This window comes from Pseudomonas sp. EA_65y_Pfl2_P74 (assembly GCF_963970575.1).
Classification (GTDB): Bacteria; Pseudomonadota; Gammaproteobacteria; order Pseudomonadales; family Pseudomonadaceae; genus Aquipseudomonas; species Aquipseudomonas baetica_A.
Window position 1 is genome coordinate 10540 of record NZ_CAXAOQ010000022.1, and the last position, 17596, is coordinate 28135.

13 protein-coding genes are annotated in these 17596 nt (G+C 57.6%); 4 read left to right on the forward strand and 9 right to left on the reverse strand.

Annotation, left to right across the window (positions count from 1 at the left end; translation table 11 throughout):
- Positions 1-20 precede the first annotated feature (20 nt).
- The 4 genes from AACY18_RS18120 to AACY18_RS18135 all read right to left on the reverse strand — a co-directional run bounded on the left by AACY18_RS18120 (position 21) and on the right by AACY18_RS18135 (position 8498).
- Positions 21-959, reverse strand: a complete 939-nt coding sequence (locus AACY18_RS18120; RefSeq protein ID WP_339465591.1) for a diguanylate cyclase — start codon at positions 957-959, stop codon at positions 21-23.
- Positions 959-5503 carry a PAS domain-containing hybrid sensor histidine kinase/response regulator gene (locus tag AACY18_RS18125; protein ID WP_339465592.1) on the reverse strand — a complete coding sequence of 1515 codons (4545 nt, stop codon included), beginning with the start codon at positions 5501-5503 and terminating at the stop codon, positions 959-961. The genes AACY18_RS18120 and AACY18_RS18125 overlap by 1 nt, the downstream gene beginning before the upstream one ends.
- Positions 5504-5577: 74 nt before the next feature.
- Complete coding sequence (locus tag AACY18_RS18130; RefSeq protein WP_339432681.1) at positions 5578-7287, reverse strand: two-component system response regulator; 1710 nt, start codon at positions 7285-7287, stop codon at positions 5578-5580.
- An 86-nt stretch (positions 7288-7373) separates the two neighbouring features.
- Positions 7374-8498, reverse strand: coding sequence for an HDOD domain-containing protein (locus tag AACY18_RS18135; RefSeq protein ID WP_339432682.1), 1125 nt, complete (start codon positions 8496-8498; stop codon positions 7374-7376).
- A gap of 351 nt (positions 8499-8849) precedes the next feature.
- Between AACY18_RS18135 and AACY18_RS18140 the strand changes: the two genes are divergently transcribed.
- On the forward strand, positions 8850-9413 hold the full coding sequence (locus AACY18_RS18140) for a GNAT family N-acetyltransferase (protein WP_339432683.1): 564 nt from the start codon (positions 8850-8852) through the stop codon (positions 9411-9413).
- 29 nt (positions 9414-9442) lie between these two features.
- On the opposite strand, the gene arsH is transcribed toward AACY18_RS18140, so the two are convergent.
- From arsH to AACY18_RS18160, 4 genes are all read right to left on the reverse strand, one after another.
- Positions 9443-10144, reverse strand: coding sequence for an arsenical resistance protein ArsH (gene arsH / locus AACY18_RS18145; RefSeq protein ID WP_221732639.1), 702 nt, complete (start codon positions 10142-10144; stop codon positions 9443-9445).
- 12 nt (positions 10145-10156) lie between these two features.
- Positions 10157-10627 carry an arsenate reductase ArsC gene (locus AACY18_RS18150; RefSeq protein WP_339465593.1) on the reverse strand — a complete coding sequence of 157 codons (471 nt, stop codon included), beginning with the start codon at positions 10625-10627 and terminating at the stop codon, positions 10157-10159.
- Positions 10628-10653: 26 nt separating this feature from the next.
- The gene (locus tag AACY18_RS18155; protein ID WP_339432685.1) at positions 10654-11001 is read right to left on the reverse strand and encodes a metalloregulator ArsR/SmtB family transcription factor; all 348 of its coding nucleotides are present in this window, start codon (positions 10999-11001) and stop codon (positions 10654-10656) included.
- A 106-nt stretch (positions 11002-11107) separates the two neighbouring features.
- Entirely contained in the window at positions 11108-11992 is an 885-nt protein-coding gene (locus AACY18_RS18160) for a LysR family transcriptional regulator (RefSeq protein WP_339465594.1), read from the reverse strand.
- A 133-nt stretch (positions 11993-12125) separates the two neighbouring features.
- Between AACY18_RS18160 and AACY18_RS18165 the strand changes: the two genes are divergently transcribed.
- The 3 genes from AACY18_RS18165 (at position 12126) to AACY18_RS18175 (ending at position 17100) form a co-directional block, all read left to right on the forward strand.
- On the forward strand, positions 12126-13775 hold the full coding sequence (locus tag AACY18_RS18165) for a GMC family oxidoreductase (protein ID WP_339465595.1): 1650 nt from the start codon (positions 12126-12128) through the stop codon (positions 13773-13775).
- Positions 13776-13924: 149 nt separating this feature from the next.
- A complete protein-coding gene (locus AACY18_RS18170; protein ID WP_339432688.1) occupies positions 13925-15547 on the forward strand; it encodes an MFS transporter in 1623 nt (540 codons plus the stop codon).
- Positions 15548-15876: 329 nt separating this feature from the next.
- Complete coding sequence (locus tag AACY18_RS18175) at positions 15877-17100, forward strand: SGNH/GDSL hydrolase family protein (RefSeq protein WP_339465597.1); 1224 nt, start codon at positions 15877-15879, stop codon at positions 17098-17100.
- Positions 17101-17144: 44 nt separating this feature from the next.
- Here the strand turns inward: AACY18_RS18175 and AACY18_RS18180 are convergent, their stop codons facing one another.
- Positions 17145-17513, reverse strand: coding sequence for a DUF427 domain-containing protein (locus AACY18_RS18180; protein ID WP_339432690.1), 369 nt, complete (start codon positions 17511-17513; stop codon positions 17145-17147).
- Between the last annotated feature and the right edge of the window lie 83 nt (positions 17514-17596).

Genomic DNA, 17596 nt, shown 5'->3' on the forward strand with positions numbered 1-17596 from the left:
GCCAGCAGCAGGCCGCGGCCCTACAGCTCCACCGAGGCTACCCGAGCCCGACCGGCATTCTTCGCTTCGTAGAGCTGCATGTCCGCCGCTTCGATCAAGGCCTCGAAAGCAAGAACGCCCGTAGGGGTCACGGTCGCCACACCGAGGGAGACCGTAACCACATGATCGGCATCGGAGGTCGAATGTTCGATGGCCAACGCTCGAACATTCGCTTGCATTTTTTCTGCAATCTCGACGGCTCCCGCATAACTGGTCGTGGGCAAAAGGCAGGCAAACTCTTCGCCGCCGTATCGAGCGACCAGGTCGTAGGGGCGTCTGACCGTTTCAGATAACGCCTGAGCAACAGACCTCAGGCAACTGTCTCCAGCCTGATGGCCATACTGGTCGTTGTAGCGTTTGAAAAAATCGACATCGGCCAGGATCAAAGACAGGGGTTTTTGCTCTCGATAACACTGGCGCCAATCAGCTGATATCTCCTCATCGAATTTGCGCCGATTGGCCACTCCCGTCAGACCATCCAGCAACGCCATGGAGCGCAGCAGATCGTTCTGCAGTTTCAGAGTCAGGTGTGTTCGCACCCGCGCCCTGACCACGATCGGGTTGATGGGTTTGCTGATGAAATCTACCGCGCCCAGTTCCAGGCCCAGCACCTCATCAGAGTCTTGCTGTTTCGCCGTAACGAAGATGACAGGAATGTCTTGAGTCGCCGGGTCTGCCTTGAGGCGACGACAGACTTCATGACCGTCCACGCCATCCATGACCACATCCAGTAGCACCAGATCGGGAATTTGCGCCTGGCATACCGTGATTGCCTGTTCGCCGCTGGTGGCCATGAACACGTCGCAGTCCTCACGAAACAGCTCATGCAGGACCCGGATATTGGTCGGTTGATCGTCGACAATAAGCAGTTTTGGGCGTTTGTGCGGCTGAAGTAGCCAAGTCTTTTTCAATTGCTCCATCAGGCAGATCTCAACAGTTCACGCCCTATGGGCATCGCAGCACTAAAGTCCAACGACTGCACCATAACAACGAGTTCGTTGAATTGCGGGCGCAGTGCCGGGGGCGTTTTTGACAGCAGTCCAGTTGTCAGTTCAATGGCTTGAAGATTACCGGTTTCCAGCAAGAGCAAAATCTCTTCAAGGGACTCTTTCCATTGCGCAGATTCCATGACTTCCCTATCGGTAAGGATTTCTGTTGATGGGCTCTGAGAAAATTCGACATTCATCTGTAAAAGGCTTTGTTGCAGCAGCCTGCCAAGCTCCTCAAACCAGGAGGGGTCAGCCAAGAGCCTTGCTGCGGATTCAGCATCCTCGTGTTTAAGCTTGTGTTCCAGATCACCGGCCAACCGTGACAATGCCCTGGCCCCCAAGGTGCCGCTGCTGCCTTTAATGGCGTGGAGAACGAAAACAGCCCCCGACGCCTCTTGTCGCTGGATCTGATCATGCAACTGCACCAGTTGTTTTTCCAGCTCGGGGCCAAAGTTCATCAATACATTGCGGATCAACTCGAGGTTACCGCCAAAGCGATTGATGATCGACTGCCGGTCCTCAATGAGGGCCTCATCCCTGTCGGTTTGGACAAGGTCTGTCGATGTTTGACTGCCCTCGCGGCCGGTTTGACAGAGCAGTGTCACGACCAGTTGTTCCAGGTCTACCGGTTTACCGACGTGCTCATTCATCCCCGCCGCCAGGCAGGCTTCTCGGTCTGCACTGGAGGCATTGGCCGTCATTGCCACAATCGGTAACGTCGCAAAACGCGAGTCGGCACGAATGCGCCGGGTTGCTTCCAGGCCATCGATATCCGGCATCTGGATATCCATCAATACGGCGTCGAAGGGCACACGCTCATTGAGCACCTTGCTGACACCCTCCAACCCACACTCAGCCAGCGTCACTTGAGCGCCTTCACTGGTCAGCAGTTCACTGGCAATCTGCCGATTGAGCATATTGTCTTCGACCACCAATAAGCGCAGCCCCGCCAAGCGTTGTGACCCGGCACCCGCTGGTTGCACCCGCGCAGATTGCAGAGGGTCTTTACCCTCGAAGGCTCGCTGAACCGAGTCGGCCAACTGCTTGGGAGTGACAGGTTTGGTGAGAAACCCGGCAAAGGGAGCATCGCCTTCAAGATAGGCATCTGTCAGCACTTCACGGCCGTAGGCGGTGATCATGATGATCAGTGGTGGTGGCGCGTCACGGCTCTGCTGCTTGATCAATTGCGCAGCGTTCAAGCCATCCATCCCCGACATCCGCCAGTCCATCAGTACGACATCGTAAGCCTCGCCGCGCGCCTGGGCGCTGTTGACCCGTTCCACCGCTTGCGCGCCTTCACTCACATAGTCTGCGGTCCATCCCAGCGCATGAACGGTTCGTAACAGCAGTTCGCCCGCCATTGCGTTGTCGTCGACGACCAGTAGGCGCATCGGCACATCAACGCCTGGGCAGTCGGATCGCAGCAGTGCTTTCTGAGCGACATTCAGGGTGATATCGAACCAGAAGCGACTTCCGACGCCGTACTGGCTCTCCACTTGCAACTCTCCCCCCATCAAACCGACCAACCGCTTGCAGATCACCAGCCCCAGACCGGTGCCACCAAAGCGCCTGGAGGTCGACGCTTCGGCTTGGGTAAAACCTTCGAAAATGCGCTGAAGTTGCTCCGGGCTGATGCCGATGCCGGTATCAGAGACAGCGATGCGCAATTCAACGGCGTTTTCCGTGCGCTTGCGTTGTTCAACGCTGACGACTATCTGGCCTTGCGGGGTGAACTTGAGCGCATTCCCCGCCAGGTTGATCAGCACTTGTTGCAGTCGCAGGCTATCGCCGATCAGGCCGTTGGGCAGATTGGCGTCCAGGTCGAACATGACCTCAACCTCTTTCTCACCCTGGTTGCCCGCCAGCACGACGGCAAGATCGCGCATCAACGACTCAAGTTCGAACGGGTGCACATCGAGTTGCAACTTGTCCGCCTCGATCTTGGAATAATCGAGAATGTCATTGAGCAAGCCCAGCAGCGATTTCGCGGCGCCCTGCGCTTTGCTCACGTAATCGAGCTGGCGCCCGTCAAGCGGCGTGTTTTGCACCAACTGCAACATGCCCAGCACAGCGTTCATCGGCGTACGAATCTCATGACTCATGTTGGCGAGAAAGGCCGACTTCGCCGCACTCGCCAGATCGGCCTGCTCTTTGGCGTAAAGCAGGCGCGATTCCAGCTCGCGCTGGGAGGTGATGTCCCGGTTGATACCGGTCACACGCAGCGCTGCCCCGGTCGGCGTGCGCTCGATCTGCGCGGCGGCATGGATAAAGCGAATCTGGCTGTCCGGGCCTGTCACCCTGAATACCGTGTCGTACTCATCCACCCCATCGACGGCGGCACTGAGCCTTGCAGCCGCAGCCTCGACATCCTCGGGGTGAACACGGGTGTACCAATGCATATAGTTCAGGCCGTTGTCGCGCAACGCCAAAGGCTGCCCGTAAAACTCGAACATGCGGTCATTCCACTGCAAGGCATTATCCGACAACGTCCAGGACCAGATCCCCAGTTCCGCCACTTCCGCGGCCATCAGCAATTGATGATGCACCGCCATCAGTTCGCTACGCTGTCGCTGTGTCGTTTCCAGGCTTGCCGCCAGCTCCTTTTCTGCCGCTTTACGTTCGGTGATATCGACGGCGATGCCCAGGTAGCCAGTCAATTTCCCATCGTCATCGCGCATGGAGGTAACGACCAGCGTCACAGGAAACCGTGAGTCATCCTTGCGTACGTAAGTCCACTCTCGAGTTTCTGCGCTTTCATGCTCGGGTTTATGGGTAAACACACCAATGCCATTAATGGTCTGACCATACTCCTGGCTCAGTTCCTGGCCCCGCGCAGTGACTTCATCGGCTACATGGAAGAGCGCCGGCGTGTGCTTGCCCAGCACCTCTTCGGCGTCATAACCCAACAAATGCTCGGCGCCGTTGTTGAAGACACGAATGACGCCTTCAAGATCTGTCGCAATGATCGACACCTCAGTGGCCGAGCGCAGCACGCTATTCAACAACACATTGAGGTGCTGCAGTTCTGACGTTCGCTGTGCGACCTGCTCTTCCAGGCTTGAATTGAGTTCGAGAATCCGCGCCTCTGCAGCCTTTTTGGCCGAAATGTCCCTGATTGTCTTGGAGGCACCGACGACGCGGCCACCCTCGCCATAAATCGGAGAGATGCTCGCGGAGACGTCGATCAGTTGTCCGTCTTTGTGACGGCGCTGAGTATCAAAACTATCGATACGATCGCCCGCCCTTACACGCTCAAGGATGTGCGACTCCTCACTGGCCAGCTCCGAGGGAACAATCAGATTGGCCAGTGTGTGGCCCACGGCTTCTTGCGAGGTAAACCCAAAAAGATGCTCAGCCCCTTTGTTCCAGTTGGTGACAACGCCATCAAGGGTTTTACCGATAATCGCCTCTGCCGAGCTTTCAACAATGGCGGCTAGCCTTGCCTGTTCGGCAATAACCTGACGTCGACGTTGACGACTGACACTGCCGACCCCCACCAGAGTCGCCAAAAGAAGGGTGAGAACACCGCCCAGCAACAGCACCACCTTCGGTGAGACCTGACGCAAACGCTGGATGAACAGCGAATTGGCGCCAAGTTCGATTTGCCACCGCCGGCCGTAAACCTCGCGCTCCACCTGATGAGTGATCAGCGTTGCAGAGCTGGCCGAGTTGTCGGCGCTCTCATAAAACAACGTCTCTTGCCCCGGGACAGTGATGTCCCTCAATTTCAGGTGCACGGCCTTGTCTTCTATGCGCAGGCCCGTGAGGACCTGCTCGGTCTGCAAGACTGCATAGCTCCAGCCGAACGCGGCGGCGTCACGTTCGGCTGCCGTCGCAGGTGTCACGCCGTTGCGAAAAATGGGCATCAACAACAAGAACGACTGCTGCGGTTTGCCAATGGCCTGTACCAGGGTGATGGGCGCTGTTATCTGCGTCATGCCGCTCTGTATTGCAGAGTGAGCAGCTTCGCGCCGAGCAGGTTCCGAGGCTATGTCCAGGCCAATGGCGGGCTGATTGCCTTCAACAGGCTCGACATACTGGATAACGTAGCGCTCGCCAGGATGAGCCGAGAGTTGACGAATGGAAAAATCAGCGGCGCCATCGGCCCGGGCTGACTTGATAAACGCGCTTTCATCGCGTTCCGGTACGCGCCTGACAAACCCGATAGCTCTTGCGCCGGGGAACTCCACGGCCAGGTCACGCGTTTTCTGATAACGACTGAACAGTTCACGACTTATCCCCTGCTCCCCCGCTGTCACTACTGCACCGCGAGCACCACGCAAACCGTACTGGTAAAGATTGAGGCGACTTAAAACCAATTCAGCGGCCTCGGCTGTAGCTGCAACGATCGCTTCTTGAGCGTGGCGCTCGTTGATACGGTCAAGCACCCAGCTACCCAGAACGCTTGCCCCCAGGCCCACAACCAGGGTAATCGCGACGCCCCAGTTCAATGTAAAAAATCTGGATTTCTTCACCCGGTTTGCCCTGCTGCAGAAGACTTTCAGCCTTCACATTTAAAGTTCGACCCTGTCGGGGAAGTGTTTGCAACTTAGCTCAAAGTGGGAACAGTAACGTCTAGCCCAGCAGATAAAAACGACTTTATTTGCGCAAAATTGATCGGGCGGCAATACAGATAGCCTTGCATGATCTGACAACCCAGTTCCAGAAGTGCATGAGCCTGTTCCTGGGTTTCGACACCTTCGGCCACCAACTCCAGACCTAGCGCCTGACCTAACTTGATGATTGCTGCGATGATGGCCGAATCGCTTTTATCGGTGATCATGTCTCGCACAAAACTCTGATCTATTTTCAGAACATCGATCGGAAACCGTTTCAGGTAAGCCAGGCTTGAATAACCGGTGCCGAAATCGTCGATCGAAATACGAACGCCGAGCGTTTTGAGATGAAAGAGGGTTTCTCGGGCGCTTTCAATGTCCCGTGCCAGTACCCCCTCGGTGATCTCCAGTTCCACATATCTGCCCTCCAATCCAGACTCAAGCAGGATGTCTTCGACCATGGTCAGAAAGGACGCCTCGCGAAATTGCACGACGGAGATATTCACGCTGATGGAAATGTCATGGCCCAGTTCGCGAAGTGTCCTGGTGTCCCTGCAGGCCTGCAACAAAACGTATTTACCAATAGGGATGATCAGCCCGGTTTCTTCTGCCAGCGGGATGAAATCGGCAGGAGAAACCAGCCCCCCTTCAGGATTGCGCCAGCGGATCAGCGCCTCCATGCCAATGATGCGGTTATGCCGGGCATCAACCTTCGCCTGGTAGAAAACTTCAAAAACGCCTTCTTCCAAAGCGTTACGCATGTGGCGTTCAAGCAGGTGCCTGGCGCGCATGCTGCTCTCGATATGCGAGGAAAAAAAACAGTAGCGATTACGCCCTGAAAGTTTCGCCTGATACATGGCCGCATCAGCATGTCGGTGCAGCGATTCCATGTCGTCGCTGTCTTCAGGGAACACGCTGATGCCGATGCTCGCCGACAGGTCGTAGCGGTTACCCTGAATTGAAAAAGGACTGGCGATGATCTCGAGCAGCCTTTGCGCGAAGTCCCCCATGGCATCGAACCCGACCACCTCTGGCAGGAGCAGGATGAACTCGTCTCCCCCTTGCCGGCTGACAGTGTCCTCCATGCGCAGGGAACCCGATATTCGCGCTGCAACCTCCCGCAGCACCAGATCACCGACCGAGTGGCCCATCGAATCGTTTATGACCTTGAAGTTGTCCAGATCAATCAGGAGCATCGCCACACGCCCCTGCCTGCGACGGGCCTTTTGCAAGGCCTGCTCGGTGCGGTCCTGCAACAGGATCCGGTTGGGCAGGCCCGTCAGAGCATCGTGATTGGCCAGCCTCTTGGCCTCTACGCGCAAGGCGATGTGAGCTTTGATATGGGCTCTGGCAACCGGAATATTCAACGGTTTTTGAATGAAGTCCACGCCACCGCACTCCATCGCCAGTAATTCAGCGCTTGTTTGCGTATGAGCGCTGACAAAAATGACCGCGACGCTAAACAGTTCCGGGTCAGACTTGAGTATCCGACACACCTCGAAACCGTTCATACCGGGCATTTCGATATCAAGCAAGACCACATCGGGCCGGCATTGACGGGCGATATCGAGGGCTTGCTGACCACTTTGGGCCGTATGGACTTCAGCCAGGTCAGACACGGCACTGCTCAGTGTTCTCAAGGCGGTAATCTGGTCATCAACGATCAGGAGGACCGGTTTGAGACTAAACGGCTGATTGCGCATTCCGTTGCTCCTCGCAAATTCCTTGCATTGAATAACCGACAACCCTGAGTCCGCGCCCTGCTCCACCCTCGCACTACCAGACACGCTCAGGCCAGACCGGCCAACCGTTGAAGCCTTTCAACGTCTGCTTCGGGTTCGCCATTACTCATGGCGGCGGCCAAACGCATCACGACCTGTTCACGACGTACTTGCAGGGTCGGCAAGACATAAATAGCACCAATCAGCTCACGCAAAACCATCGGCAGACCCCAGTTTGCTTTCAATCGAACGGCAAAAGGCGCCGCAAAATCGCGGACAGCGTGCAAGAGTGCCTCTTCACTAACGCTATTGCCCAGGTTCTCCCATTTCTGGGTCTGGTAATACACACAGAGTTCGCCCATGCGGTGCAACAGTGCGGCCGTTTGCATCGGCGCAGGATCAAGCCCGCACTGCTGGGCCAGAAGCACAACTCTTTCAGCCAACCGCTCGGAATCATCCAGAAGTGCCTGAACCCCTGGCATGAGCATAGCGCCGGGGTGCGTTGCGCTCTGTCGCAACGCCTGGCTGATCGCCAGGTTGACGCTGGTCAACCCGCCTAACCGGGTGAGTGCCGCTTTCAGGTTCGTGCACGGCTGGCCCTGGCCGAGATACGCGGCGCTGTTGGCGGCAGCGATCAAATGGGCGCACAAGGCCGGGTCATACTGCCAATCATTGGCGAGTTCGCGCAGATCCAGTACGGCGCCGCCATAGCCAAGCTGAAGCTTTTCCTTTACCGAGGCGAGTAAAGGCAAGTCCAGTTCGTCCGCAGTCAAACTGCCGAGATAGCTGGGTAAGTCTTCAGTATTGATCGTGGGGGGGCGCAGCGGGTCATCCGGCGGAAGCAGTGCCTCCAGGCGCTCGACAAGGCGTGAAACCTGAAAGGGCTTGGTAAAAAATGCGCTGACCCTCAGCGATTTCACCGCCAGCACGCTGTCTCGGTCGGCGCGCCCGGTGATGATGATCAGCGGCATGTCGTGATCTTTTTGGCGAATGCTGTGCAGCAGGTCAACGCCCGGCGCATCTGGCAGATTCCAGTCCGCGATGACCAGTTGATAGGTACCTGGGTGCCAGGCAGCCAAAGCGCTAGCAACGTCGATATAGCAATCGACCTGTGCCGCCGGGCGAATACTCAACACCAGTTGTTTTAAAAGATCTGAAATCCAAGGGTCATCATCCAGAATCATCACTCGCATTCGGTATTCCTCACCGGATCGACGGCCTGCTTTACGACGTGTAACAAACTATCGACCATCCGCAGCAATAGTAGTCGTTGGGCGTAGATCGTGGGATCCGGTCGTTATCAACGCAAGACGTGGTGGCTCACTGTGGCGCTCATCTGCAACTCAATTGACCTGCGCGAGTTTTTCACAAACAACAAAGTCCGGCTGCATCCTCCGATTGGCCTGACAGGGTTGGAAGTCGAGCGACGGGGTACGTTTAGCGTCGGTTTGAATCAGATCAGACGCCAGCGTCGTTAACAGTGTAGAAAGGAATGAGCGCAGTACAACCGCGCGTTGCTCTTTCCCTCGCTGGAGGTTCACATCATGCTCACTGTCAAAGACCACAATGACCGGGCGACGGCCGCTTACGCCGCACACACCGGTGAATACTGGATCGAATCGCTCAAGGACGGCCGGCATGTGTTGATCCGGCCACTGGCGGACAACGACCGCGAACGCGAGTACACATTTATCCAGCGTTTGTCCCCCGAGTCCCGCCACATGCGCTTTCTGGCGCAGATCAGCGAGCCGGGCACGGCGCTGCTCGATCAGTTGATGGACATTGATCAAAAGCAACGCGCCGCTTTCATTGCCCTGGTTCACGAAAACGGCGAATTGATCGAAATCGGTGTCAGCCGCTACGCCGCCACGGGCGAGCAGGAAGGTGAATGCGCCGTGACTGTCGCCGATGAGTGGGCGCATCTGGGCCTGGGTACCTTACTGATGGAGCATCTGATCAAAGCGGCTGGCAAAAACGGTTTCACGCACCTGTACTCGGTGGACTCGGCCAACAACACGGCCATGCGCGACCTGGCCAGAGCCCTGGGCTTTGAAACCCACACGGATCCCGACGATAGCCGCCAGGTCATCCATCGCCTGCATTTGTAGCGCCACGTCGCGCACTGGCAACCAGGGCGTCAGATCGAACGCTGGTTGACCCGAGCCATCAGTTGCTCGGCCGACTCCTTGCGCTCTGAATAACGATCGACCAGATAGGCCTGACTGTCGCGCAGCAACACGGTGAACTTCACCAATTCTTCCATCACATCGACGACGCGGTCATAGAACGGCGAGGGTTTCATCCGCCCCGCCTCGTCGAACTCCATGAACGCCTTGGGGATCGAGGATTGATTGGGGATGGTGAACATGCGCATCCAGCGCCCCAGCACGCGCAACTGATTGACCACATTGAACGACTGTGAACCGCCGCAGACCTGCATCACCGCCAGCGTTTTGCCCTGAGTGGGACGAACGGCGCCGAGCGCCAGGGGGATCCAGTCGATTTGCGCCTTGAACACTGCCGACATCGCGCCGTGGCGCTCCGGCGAGCACCAGACCTGGCCTTCCGACCACAGCACCAGATCGCGCAGTTCCTGCACTTTGGGGTGTTCGACAGGGACATCGTCGGGCAGGGGCAACTCTGAAGGATTGAAAATGCGCGTCTCGGCGCCGAAGTGCTCGAGCAGGCGCGCGGCCTCTTCGACCAACAGACGGCTGAAGGAGCGTTCGCGGGTCGATCCGTAGAGCAACAAAATCCTTGGCTTGTGCGTGCTTGGCGGCTTCGGATGCTGCTCGCTTTCGAACAGGCTCAGGTCAAGATTGGGCAGTTGTTCAGACATGGGGAATCCTGCTTAAAGGGTGCCGATCCGATCCAGCTCGCGCTTGAGTTCATCGCGGTTGAGTCGGTCAAAGGGAAGGTCGAGAAAGGCCTGGCAACGCCGTTCGATGCGCCCCAACGTCGAGCGAAACGCCGCCTCGACCGTCGCGTCGTCGCCGGCCACGTCGGAGGGATCTTCAAGGCCCCAATGGGCTTTCAGCGCCGGGCCGAAATACACCGGGCAGCTTTCGCCGGCGGCCTTATCGCAAACGGTAATGACGATGTCTGGCAGGTGGTCTTCGAAAGCGTCGTTGCCCTTGCTGTACAAGCCATCGATGCTGATGCCGGCCTGCTGCAAGGTCGACAAACTGCGCGGCAGCACCTGGCCTTTGGGGAAGCTGCCGGAACTTACCGCCTCGTGTGTCGACGGGGCCAAGTGATTGAACATCGCTTCAGACAAAATGCTGCGGCAACTGTTGGCCGTGCACATGAACAAAACTCGCATGGAGTGCTCCTAAAAAGTGTGGGGATTCAGCAACACGCGCTATCGCGCACGGGACGTCCATCCATGTTGCGCAGACGGGCGGCGTTGTCCTTGAGCCAATCGGCGTTGGCCTTTGCAGTCACTTGCAGGATGTCGCGGACCCACTCGGGCAGATCCGGGTTGAGCCGGTAATAAACCCATTGGCCCTGACGGCGATCGAGCAACAGCCCGTTACTGCGCAGTTGCGCGAGGTGGCGGCTGATTTTCGGCTGGCTGTCGTCGAGAGCGCACATCAGCTCGCAGACGCACAATTCGCCTTGGTCGGCGATCAACAGCGTGGCACGCACTCGGGTCTCGTCGGCCAGGCTTTTGAAGAGTTCAGGGGGGGTGATCATCTGGACGCACCATACATACGGAAAATTGAATATACGGATATCCATATATTAATCAACCCCGGCCCCAAGCACATCGAAGCCCCCCTGTGGATGGGTGTTAGCTGGGTTAACCGCGTAAGAGCCCCTGCTCGGCTTCACACAACCCCACCACATAGTCCCAAACCACCCGCAGCCTCACCGATTTGTGCAACTCGCGCCGCGTGCTGATCCAGTAACTGCGCTCGATGCTTTCATCGGGCAGCAACGCGACCAGGTCCGGATCGGCGGCGGCCATGTAGCACGGCAACACGGCAATCCCCAATCCCGAGCGCGCCGCCTCCTGCTGGGCGATGACGCTGGTGCTGTGAAACACCACCCGAGGGCTGCGACAGAAACTGTTGAGAAACATCAGTTCCTGACTGAACAACAAATCATCGACATAACCAATCCACGCGTGCCGCCCAAGATCTTCGCGACTGCGCAACGCCGGCGCGTTGGCGAGATAGCGCTGGCTGGCATAGAGCGCGAGGCGGTAATCGGTGAGTTTGCGCGTGACCAGCATGTCGGCCGCCGGGCGCTCCAGGTGGATGCTGATTTCCGCTTCTCGGTTGAGGATGCTGACAAAGCGCGGCACAGCCACCAGTTCCACTTCCAGCCCCGGGTAGCGTTCGAACAGGCCGATCATGCGACTGGCGAGGAATTTGATGCCCAGGCCTTCGGTCACACCGACGCGGATCTTGCCCAGCGGCGCCGTGGACTGGGTGATTTCTTCCTGGGCCAGCAGTGCGACGTTTTCCATGGCTTCGGCGTGTTTGAGCAACGCCTCCCCCGCCGGGGTCATTTCGTAACCTTGGGCGTGCTGGACGAACAGCGCGGTGCCGAGGCTTTTTTCGATGGCTTCGATGTGGCGGGCAACGGTGGCATGGGTCGTGTTCAGCCGGCGGGCGGCGGTGAGCAGCCGGCCGCTGCGTTGCAACTCAAGAAAAAACCGCAGGTCGTTCCAGTCGAACATGGGGTGTCCTTGTCAGCGATCGTCATTCAAGGCTGTTTAAAAACGCACAGCGGCTGCGCAAAAACTAACATTCTTTTAACGAAAGCTAACAACTAGAGTGTCCGACAATAAAAACAAAAAGCGAGGTCAGGGAATGCAGACTTCCCTCGATGAATACGACTACATCGTGGTCGGCGCCGGCCCTGCCGGGTGTTTGCTGGCCAATCGACTGTCGGCCGATCCACAGCAGCGCGTGCTGTTGCTCGAAGCCGGCGGGCGCGACAACTATGCGTGGATTCACATTCCTGTCGGTTACCTCTTCTGCATCGGCAACCCGCGCACCGACTGGTGCTTCAAAACCGAAGAACAACCGGGCCTCAACGGCCGCGCACTGAGCTATCCGCGCGGCAAGGTACTGGGCGGCTGTTCTTCCATCAACGGCATGATCTACATGCGCGGCCAGGCCAACGACTACGACGGCTGGGCGGCCGAAGGCAATCCGGGCTGGGCCTGGAACGATGTGCTGGCGCTGTTCAAACAAAGCGAAAACCACTTTGCCGGCGCAGCTGAGTTTCACGGCGCCAAGGGCGAATGGCGGGTTGAGCAACAGCGGCTGTCCTGGCCCATTCTGGATGCATTTCGCAGCGCTGCCGAACAAAGCGGCATTGCCAGCATCGATGACTTCAATCAGGGCGATAACGAAGGTTGCGGTTACTTTCAGGTCAACCAGAAGGCCGGCGTGCGCTGGAACGCGGCCAAGGCCTTTCTCAAACCGCTGCGCAATCGCGTGAACCTGACGGTGCTGACCGGGGTTGAGGTCGATCGGGTATTGCTTACGGACGGTCGCGCGACGGCAGTCAGTGCGCGTCACGAGGGTCAGGTCAAACGCTTCAAGGCGCGCAAGGAAATCGTCCTGTGCGCAGGCGCCGTTGGGTCGCCGAATATTCTCCAGCGTTCGGGCATCGGTCCGCGTGGGTTGTTGGAGCGACTGGGGATCGGCGTGCTACATGAACTGCCCGGGGTGGGCGGCAATCTGCAGGATCACCTGCAATTGCGCCTGATCTACAAACTGGAAAACGCCCGCACCCTTAACCAGATCGCTGGCAGCGTGTGGGGCAAGATGGGCATGGGCCTGCGTTATCTGTATGACCGCAGCGGGCCATTGTCGATGGCGCCGAGTCAGTTGGGCGCCTTTGCACGCTCAGGGCCGGAGCAGACATCAGCCAACCTTGAATATCACGTACAGCCGTTGTCTCTGGAGCGCTTTGGCGAGCCGTTGCACAGTTTTCCGGCGTTCACCGCTTCGGTGTGCGATCTGCGCCCGCAGAGCCGTGGCCGCATCGACATTCGCTCCGCCAACCCACAAGACGCACCGCTGATTCAGCCCAATTACCTGAGCCATCCTGAAGACCTGCGCGTGGCGGCGGATGCGATTCGCCTGACCCGACGCATCGTCAGCGCCCCTGCCCTGCAAGCGTATAAACCGGTCGAGTATCTGCCGGGCGACAGCCTGCAGAGCGAGGAAGCGTTGCACGAAGCGGCGGCGAAAATCGGCACGACGATTTTTCACCCGGTCGGTACCTGTCGAATGGGCAATGACGCCGATGCGGTGGTCGATGCGCAGTTGCGCGTGCATGGTGTGCCGGGTTTGCGCATTGCCGACGCCTCGATCATGCCGCGCATCACCTCGGGCAACACCTGTTCGCCGACGCTGATGATTGCCGAGAAGGCCGCACAACTGATCCTCAAACCAACACTAAACACCCACCCTGTGGGAGCGGGCTTGCCCGCGATGACGGTATGACATTCAACATTGAAGTTGGCTGAAGCACCGCTATCGCGAGCAAACCCGCTCCCACAAGGAGATTGGCGTTTGATTCATGGGCATCGCGCATCACCAGGACACGCAACACCAGTGGAACAACAAAAACAATCACTGTGAGGGATACCGATATGTCAGAACACGTTCAGCCGCTGGATGCCGCGAGCGGCGCCAGCACCAGCAATGCCACGCAGAAAGTCATCTTCGCCTCGTCCCTGGGGACGGTGTTCGAATGGTATGACTTCTTCCTCTACGGCGCCCTCGCGGCGGTGATCAGCAAGCAGTTTTTCGCCGGGGTCAATGACACGACTGCCTTCATCTTTGCGCTAATGGCATTTGCGGCGGGATTTGTCGTACGGCCGTTCGGGGCGCTGGTGTTCGGTCGGTTGGGTGACATGATCGGGCGCAAGTACACGTTTCTGGCGACCATCATTTTGATGGGTATCGCGACCTTCTGCGTGGGTTTGCTGCCGAACTACGCCAGCATCGGCATCGCCGCACCGATCATTCTGGTGTTGTTGCGCATGCTTCAAGGCTTGGCGCTCGGCGGTGAATACGGCGGCGCGGCAACCTATGTCGCAGAACACGCGCCCATCGGCAAACGCGGTTTGCACACCAGCTGGATTCAGTCCACCGCCACCCTCGGTTTGCTGCTATCACTGCTGGTGGTACTCGGTTGCCGCTACTTCACGGGCGATCAGTTCGAAGTCTGGGGCTGGCGGATTCCGTTCCTGCTGTCGGTTGTGCTGCTGGGCATCTCCACCTGGATCCGCCTGAGCCTGCACGAATCGCCGGCCTATCTGAAAATGAAAAAGGAAGGCAAAACCTCGAAGGCGCCGATCCGCGAATCCTTCGGCAAATGGGAAAACCTCAAAGTCGTGCTGATCGCCCTGTTCAGCATCAATGCCGGGCAAGCGGTGACCTTCTACGCGGCGCAGTTTTATGTACTGTTCTTCCTCACGCAGTTCTTGAAAATGGACCCGGCGGTGGCCAACACGCTGCTGATCATCAGCGTGGTGATCGGTGCGCCGTTTTTCATTATTTTCGGCTGGCTGTCGGACAAAGTCGGACGTAAACCAGTGCTGATGCTCGGCCTGTTGCTGGCCACCGTGCTGTACTTCCCGATCTTCAAATCCCTGGCCCACTACGCCAACCCGGCGATTGACCAGGCCAGTCGTCAGGCACCGATCACCGTGCTGGCCGACCCAGCGACCTGCACCTTCCAGTTCGATCCGGTGGGCAAGGCCAAATTCGACAGCCCGTGCGACAAGGTCAAAACCTTCCTGGTCAAACAAGGCCTGCCCTATTCCAGTGTCGCCGCACCGACCGGCAGCGGCGTGCAGGTGAGCATCGGCGACGTGAAGATCGACGGCTACGACGAAGCGGCCCTGCGCGGTGCCGTGACGTTGGCCGGGTATCCGCAACAGGCCGACCTGCAGCAAATCAACAAACCGATGATCGTCGCCCTGATCGTCGCCCTGATCATTATCTCGGCCATGTGCTACGGGCCGCTGGCGGCGCTGATGGTCGAACTGTTCCCGACCCGCATCCGCTACACCTCGATGTCCCTGCCGTACCACATTGGCAATGGCTGGTTTGGCGGTTTCCTGCCGACCGTGTCGTTTGCGCTGGTGGTGTACACCGGGGATATTTTCTACGGGCTGTGGTACCCGGTGTTGATTACCGGGGTCAGTCTGGTGGTGGGGATGATCTGTTTGCGTGAGACGAAGAATATCGATCTCGACAAGAACTGAACAGGCCCTCCAGCACGCCTTCAGTGGATGGGGCAAGCCCTCCCGCCACTGGAGGATTGAAATACCGCAGTTGCCCCGGCGCGTCGAGGCCGTGCCGAAAACTTCTCTGGGGGTTGCCCTTTGCATTGGCCAAAACTCGTCTACGATAATTTCAGAGCAAAGCCCTGCGACGCAGAAAAGCGTTCGTGACGTGGGGGATCGAACCTCCTGGATCGAGGATCCTTCCATGTACGCCACACGACGCACCCTCGTGCACATCTCCCCTCCAGTCGACGCCTGCCCGAGTGTTCAACCCCGGACGAGTCTCATCGTTAACAATCGCTCGCAGCATGCCGGATGCATCCGGCGTGGCGAAAAACAGTAGTGCTGAACAGTCTGGACGTAGCAGCACCCTCATGACGTCGTTCGGACTCAATGAACGGAACCGCGAAAACATTGGTTCCACTGGGTTTACCGAAAAAAGGACTGCCGACATGAACTATGAAAGTGAAGACGCGTTAGCAAAAATAGATCTGGCAATATGGCAACACGATCAGCCAGCGCAAAAGCAGGTTGAGGGTGTCACTGGATTCTTCTTCGGTTCCAACGGCGTAGACGTCGTGGCACAGGGAGACTCCTGGTTCGACTATTTGCCCGGCGTGGACATCATCAAGTGGCTGAAGCTGACGTCCGGCTACAAGATCAAGAGTTTCGCTTCGGGTGGCGACACGCTGGAAAACATGGTTTACGGGACAGAAATCAAAGACGGAGCCTGGACCCGACCGCGGCCCGAGTTTGAGGATGTACTGGCGGAAATCAAACGGATCAAACCGGCATTTTTTCTGTTTTCCGGTGCTGGCAATGACATTGCCGGTGACGAATTCGCGTCTTTCCTGAACCATGCCGATGCCTCGCCCGCCTCACTGGTGCGAACCGATTATGTCAATGACACCGTTGACCGGGTCTTTCGTAACGCCTATGAAGACATGATCAAACGAGTAAAAGCCGCTCACCCGAAAATCAAGATCATTTTCCATGGTTACGGGCGTGCTATTCCGACAGGCAAAGGCGTGGTCAACATTGGTAACTACCGCTTCATCGGCCCATGGCTGCGCCCATCGCTGACGCGCAAGAACATCATGAACCCGCAGGTTCAACGCCAAATCGTCACGGACTTTATTGATCAGCTCAATACCATGCTCAAGTCTGTTGCCGACGCTCATCCCGATGTCTATTTCATTGATCTGCGAAATCTGATCAACGACGACGACTGGATCAACGAACTGCACCTGAACGCCTTGGCTTACAAGCGTATGGCCAAGCAATTTGAGGACAAGATGGATTCACTGTTGACGTCAAAACAGGCGCTAATCAAAGCCCAGGCCAAGACCACCGCGTTGGAGGCATTCAATAGACTCGAACAATCCCTTGCAACGGTTCAAGCGGGCATCCAGGTGCCCGTACAGAATCAGTGGGCGCCTGTGCAAGCGCCACCTGCGGTCAAGCGCACACCGCGGTCTCGTCAGGTTGCGCCGACAAAAGGCAAAACGGCGACAAAACGCAAGGCCAAGTAAGTATCAGCCCGCCACCGCACACCCGGCGGCGGGCACCTCCTGGACTAAACATCCGCTTCGATCACCTCGAACTTCACCTGATCAGGATAAAACGCGACATGGTTTTTGATCTGATCAACCGATATTTTCGGATGCTCGTAAGTCCACACCGCATTCGCCCCCTCATGCCCCGGCACCTGCAAGCTGAAATAATTGGCATCGCCTTTATACGGGCAGTAGCTGGTATGGTCGGTGCGGGCGAAATACTTCTCGTCGATGTCTTCACGCGGGACGTAGAAGACCGGCGGGTAGTTGGCCTCGTTGAGAACCAGCACATGGGAGGACGCGGCGACCTGGATGCCATGGAATTTCACTACCAGGCAACCTGAGAGTTCTACGAGGGCGATGACTGGACTGGGGCCTGGGGTTTTCATGGGTTTCTCCTGAGACGGCGGTGAAAGCTCAGGTATAGCGCAAGGACTTCCTTCACGGCGGACTCACAGCCGAACGGCCAAAA

Coding starts and splice junctions, on each gene's coding strand:
- AACY18_RS18180 (WP_339432690.1), bottom strand. CDS start 17,513: ATGAAAACCCCAGGCCCCAGTCCAGTCATCGCCCTCGTAGAACTCTCA.
- arsH (WP_221732639.1), bottom strand. CDS start 10,144: ATGTCTGAACAACTGCCCAATCTTGACCTGAGCCTGTTCGAAAGCGAG.
- AACY18_RS18170 (WP_339432688.1), top strand. CDS start 13,925: ATGTCAGAACACGTTCAGCCGCTGGATGCCGCGAGCGGCGCCAGCACC.
- AACY18_RS18150 (WP_339465593.1), bottom strand. CDS start 10,627: ATGCGAGTTTTGTTCATGTGCACGGCCAACAGTTGCCGCAGCATTTTG.
- AACY18_RS18135 (WP_339432682.1), bottom strand. CDS start 8,498: ATGCGAGTGATGATTCTGGATGATGACCCTTGGATTTCAGATCTTTTA.
- AACY18_RS18165 (WP_339465595.1), top strand. CDS start 12,126: ATGCAGACTTCCCTCGATGAATACGACTACATCGTGGTCGGCGCCGGC.
- AACY18_RS18120 (WP_339465591.1), bottom strand. CDS start 959: ATGGAGCAATTGAAAAAGACTTGGCTACTTCAGCCGCACAAACGCCCA.
- AACY18_RS18155 (WP_339432685.1), bottom strand. CDS start 11,001: ATGATCACCCCCCCTGAACTCTTCAAAAGCCTGGCCGACGAGACCCGA.
- AACY18_RS18130 (WP_339432681.1), bottom strand. CDS start 7,287: ATGCGCAATCAGCCGTTTAGTCTCAAACCGGTCCTCCTGATCGTTGAT.
- AACY18_RS18175 (WP_339465597.1), top strand. CDS start 15,877: ATGCCGGATGCATCCGGCGTGGCGAAAAACAGTAGTGCTGAACAGTCT.
- AACY18_RS18160 (WP_339465594.1), bottom strand. CDS start 11,992: ATGTTCGACTGGAACGACCTGCGGTTTTTTCTTGAGTTGCAACGCAGC.
- AACY18_RS18140 (WP_339432683.1), top strand. CDS start 8,850: ATGCTCACTGTCAAAGACCACAATGACCGGGCGACGGCCGCTTACGCC.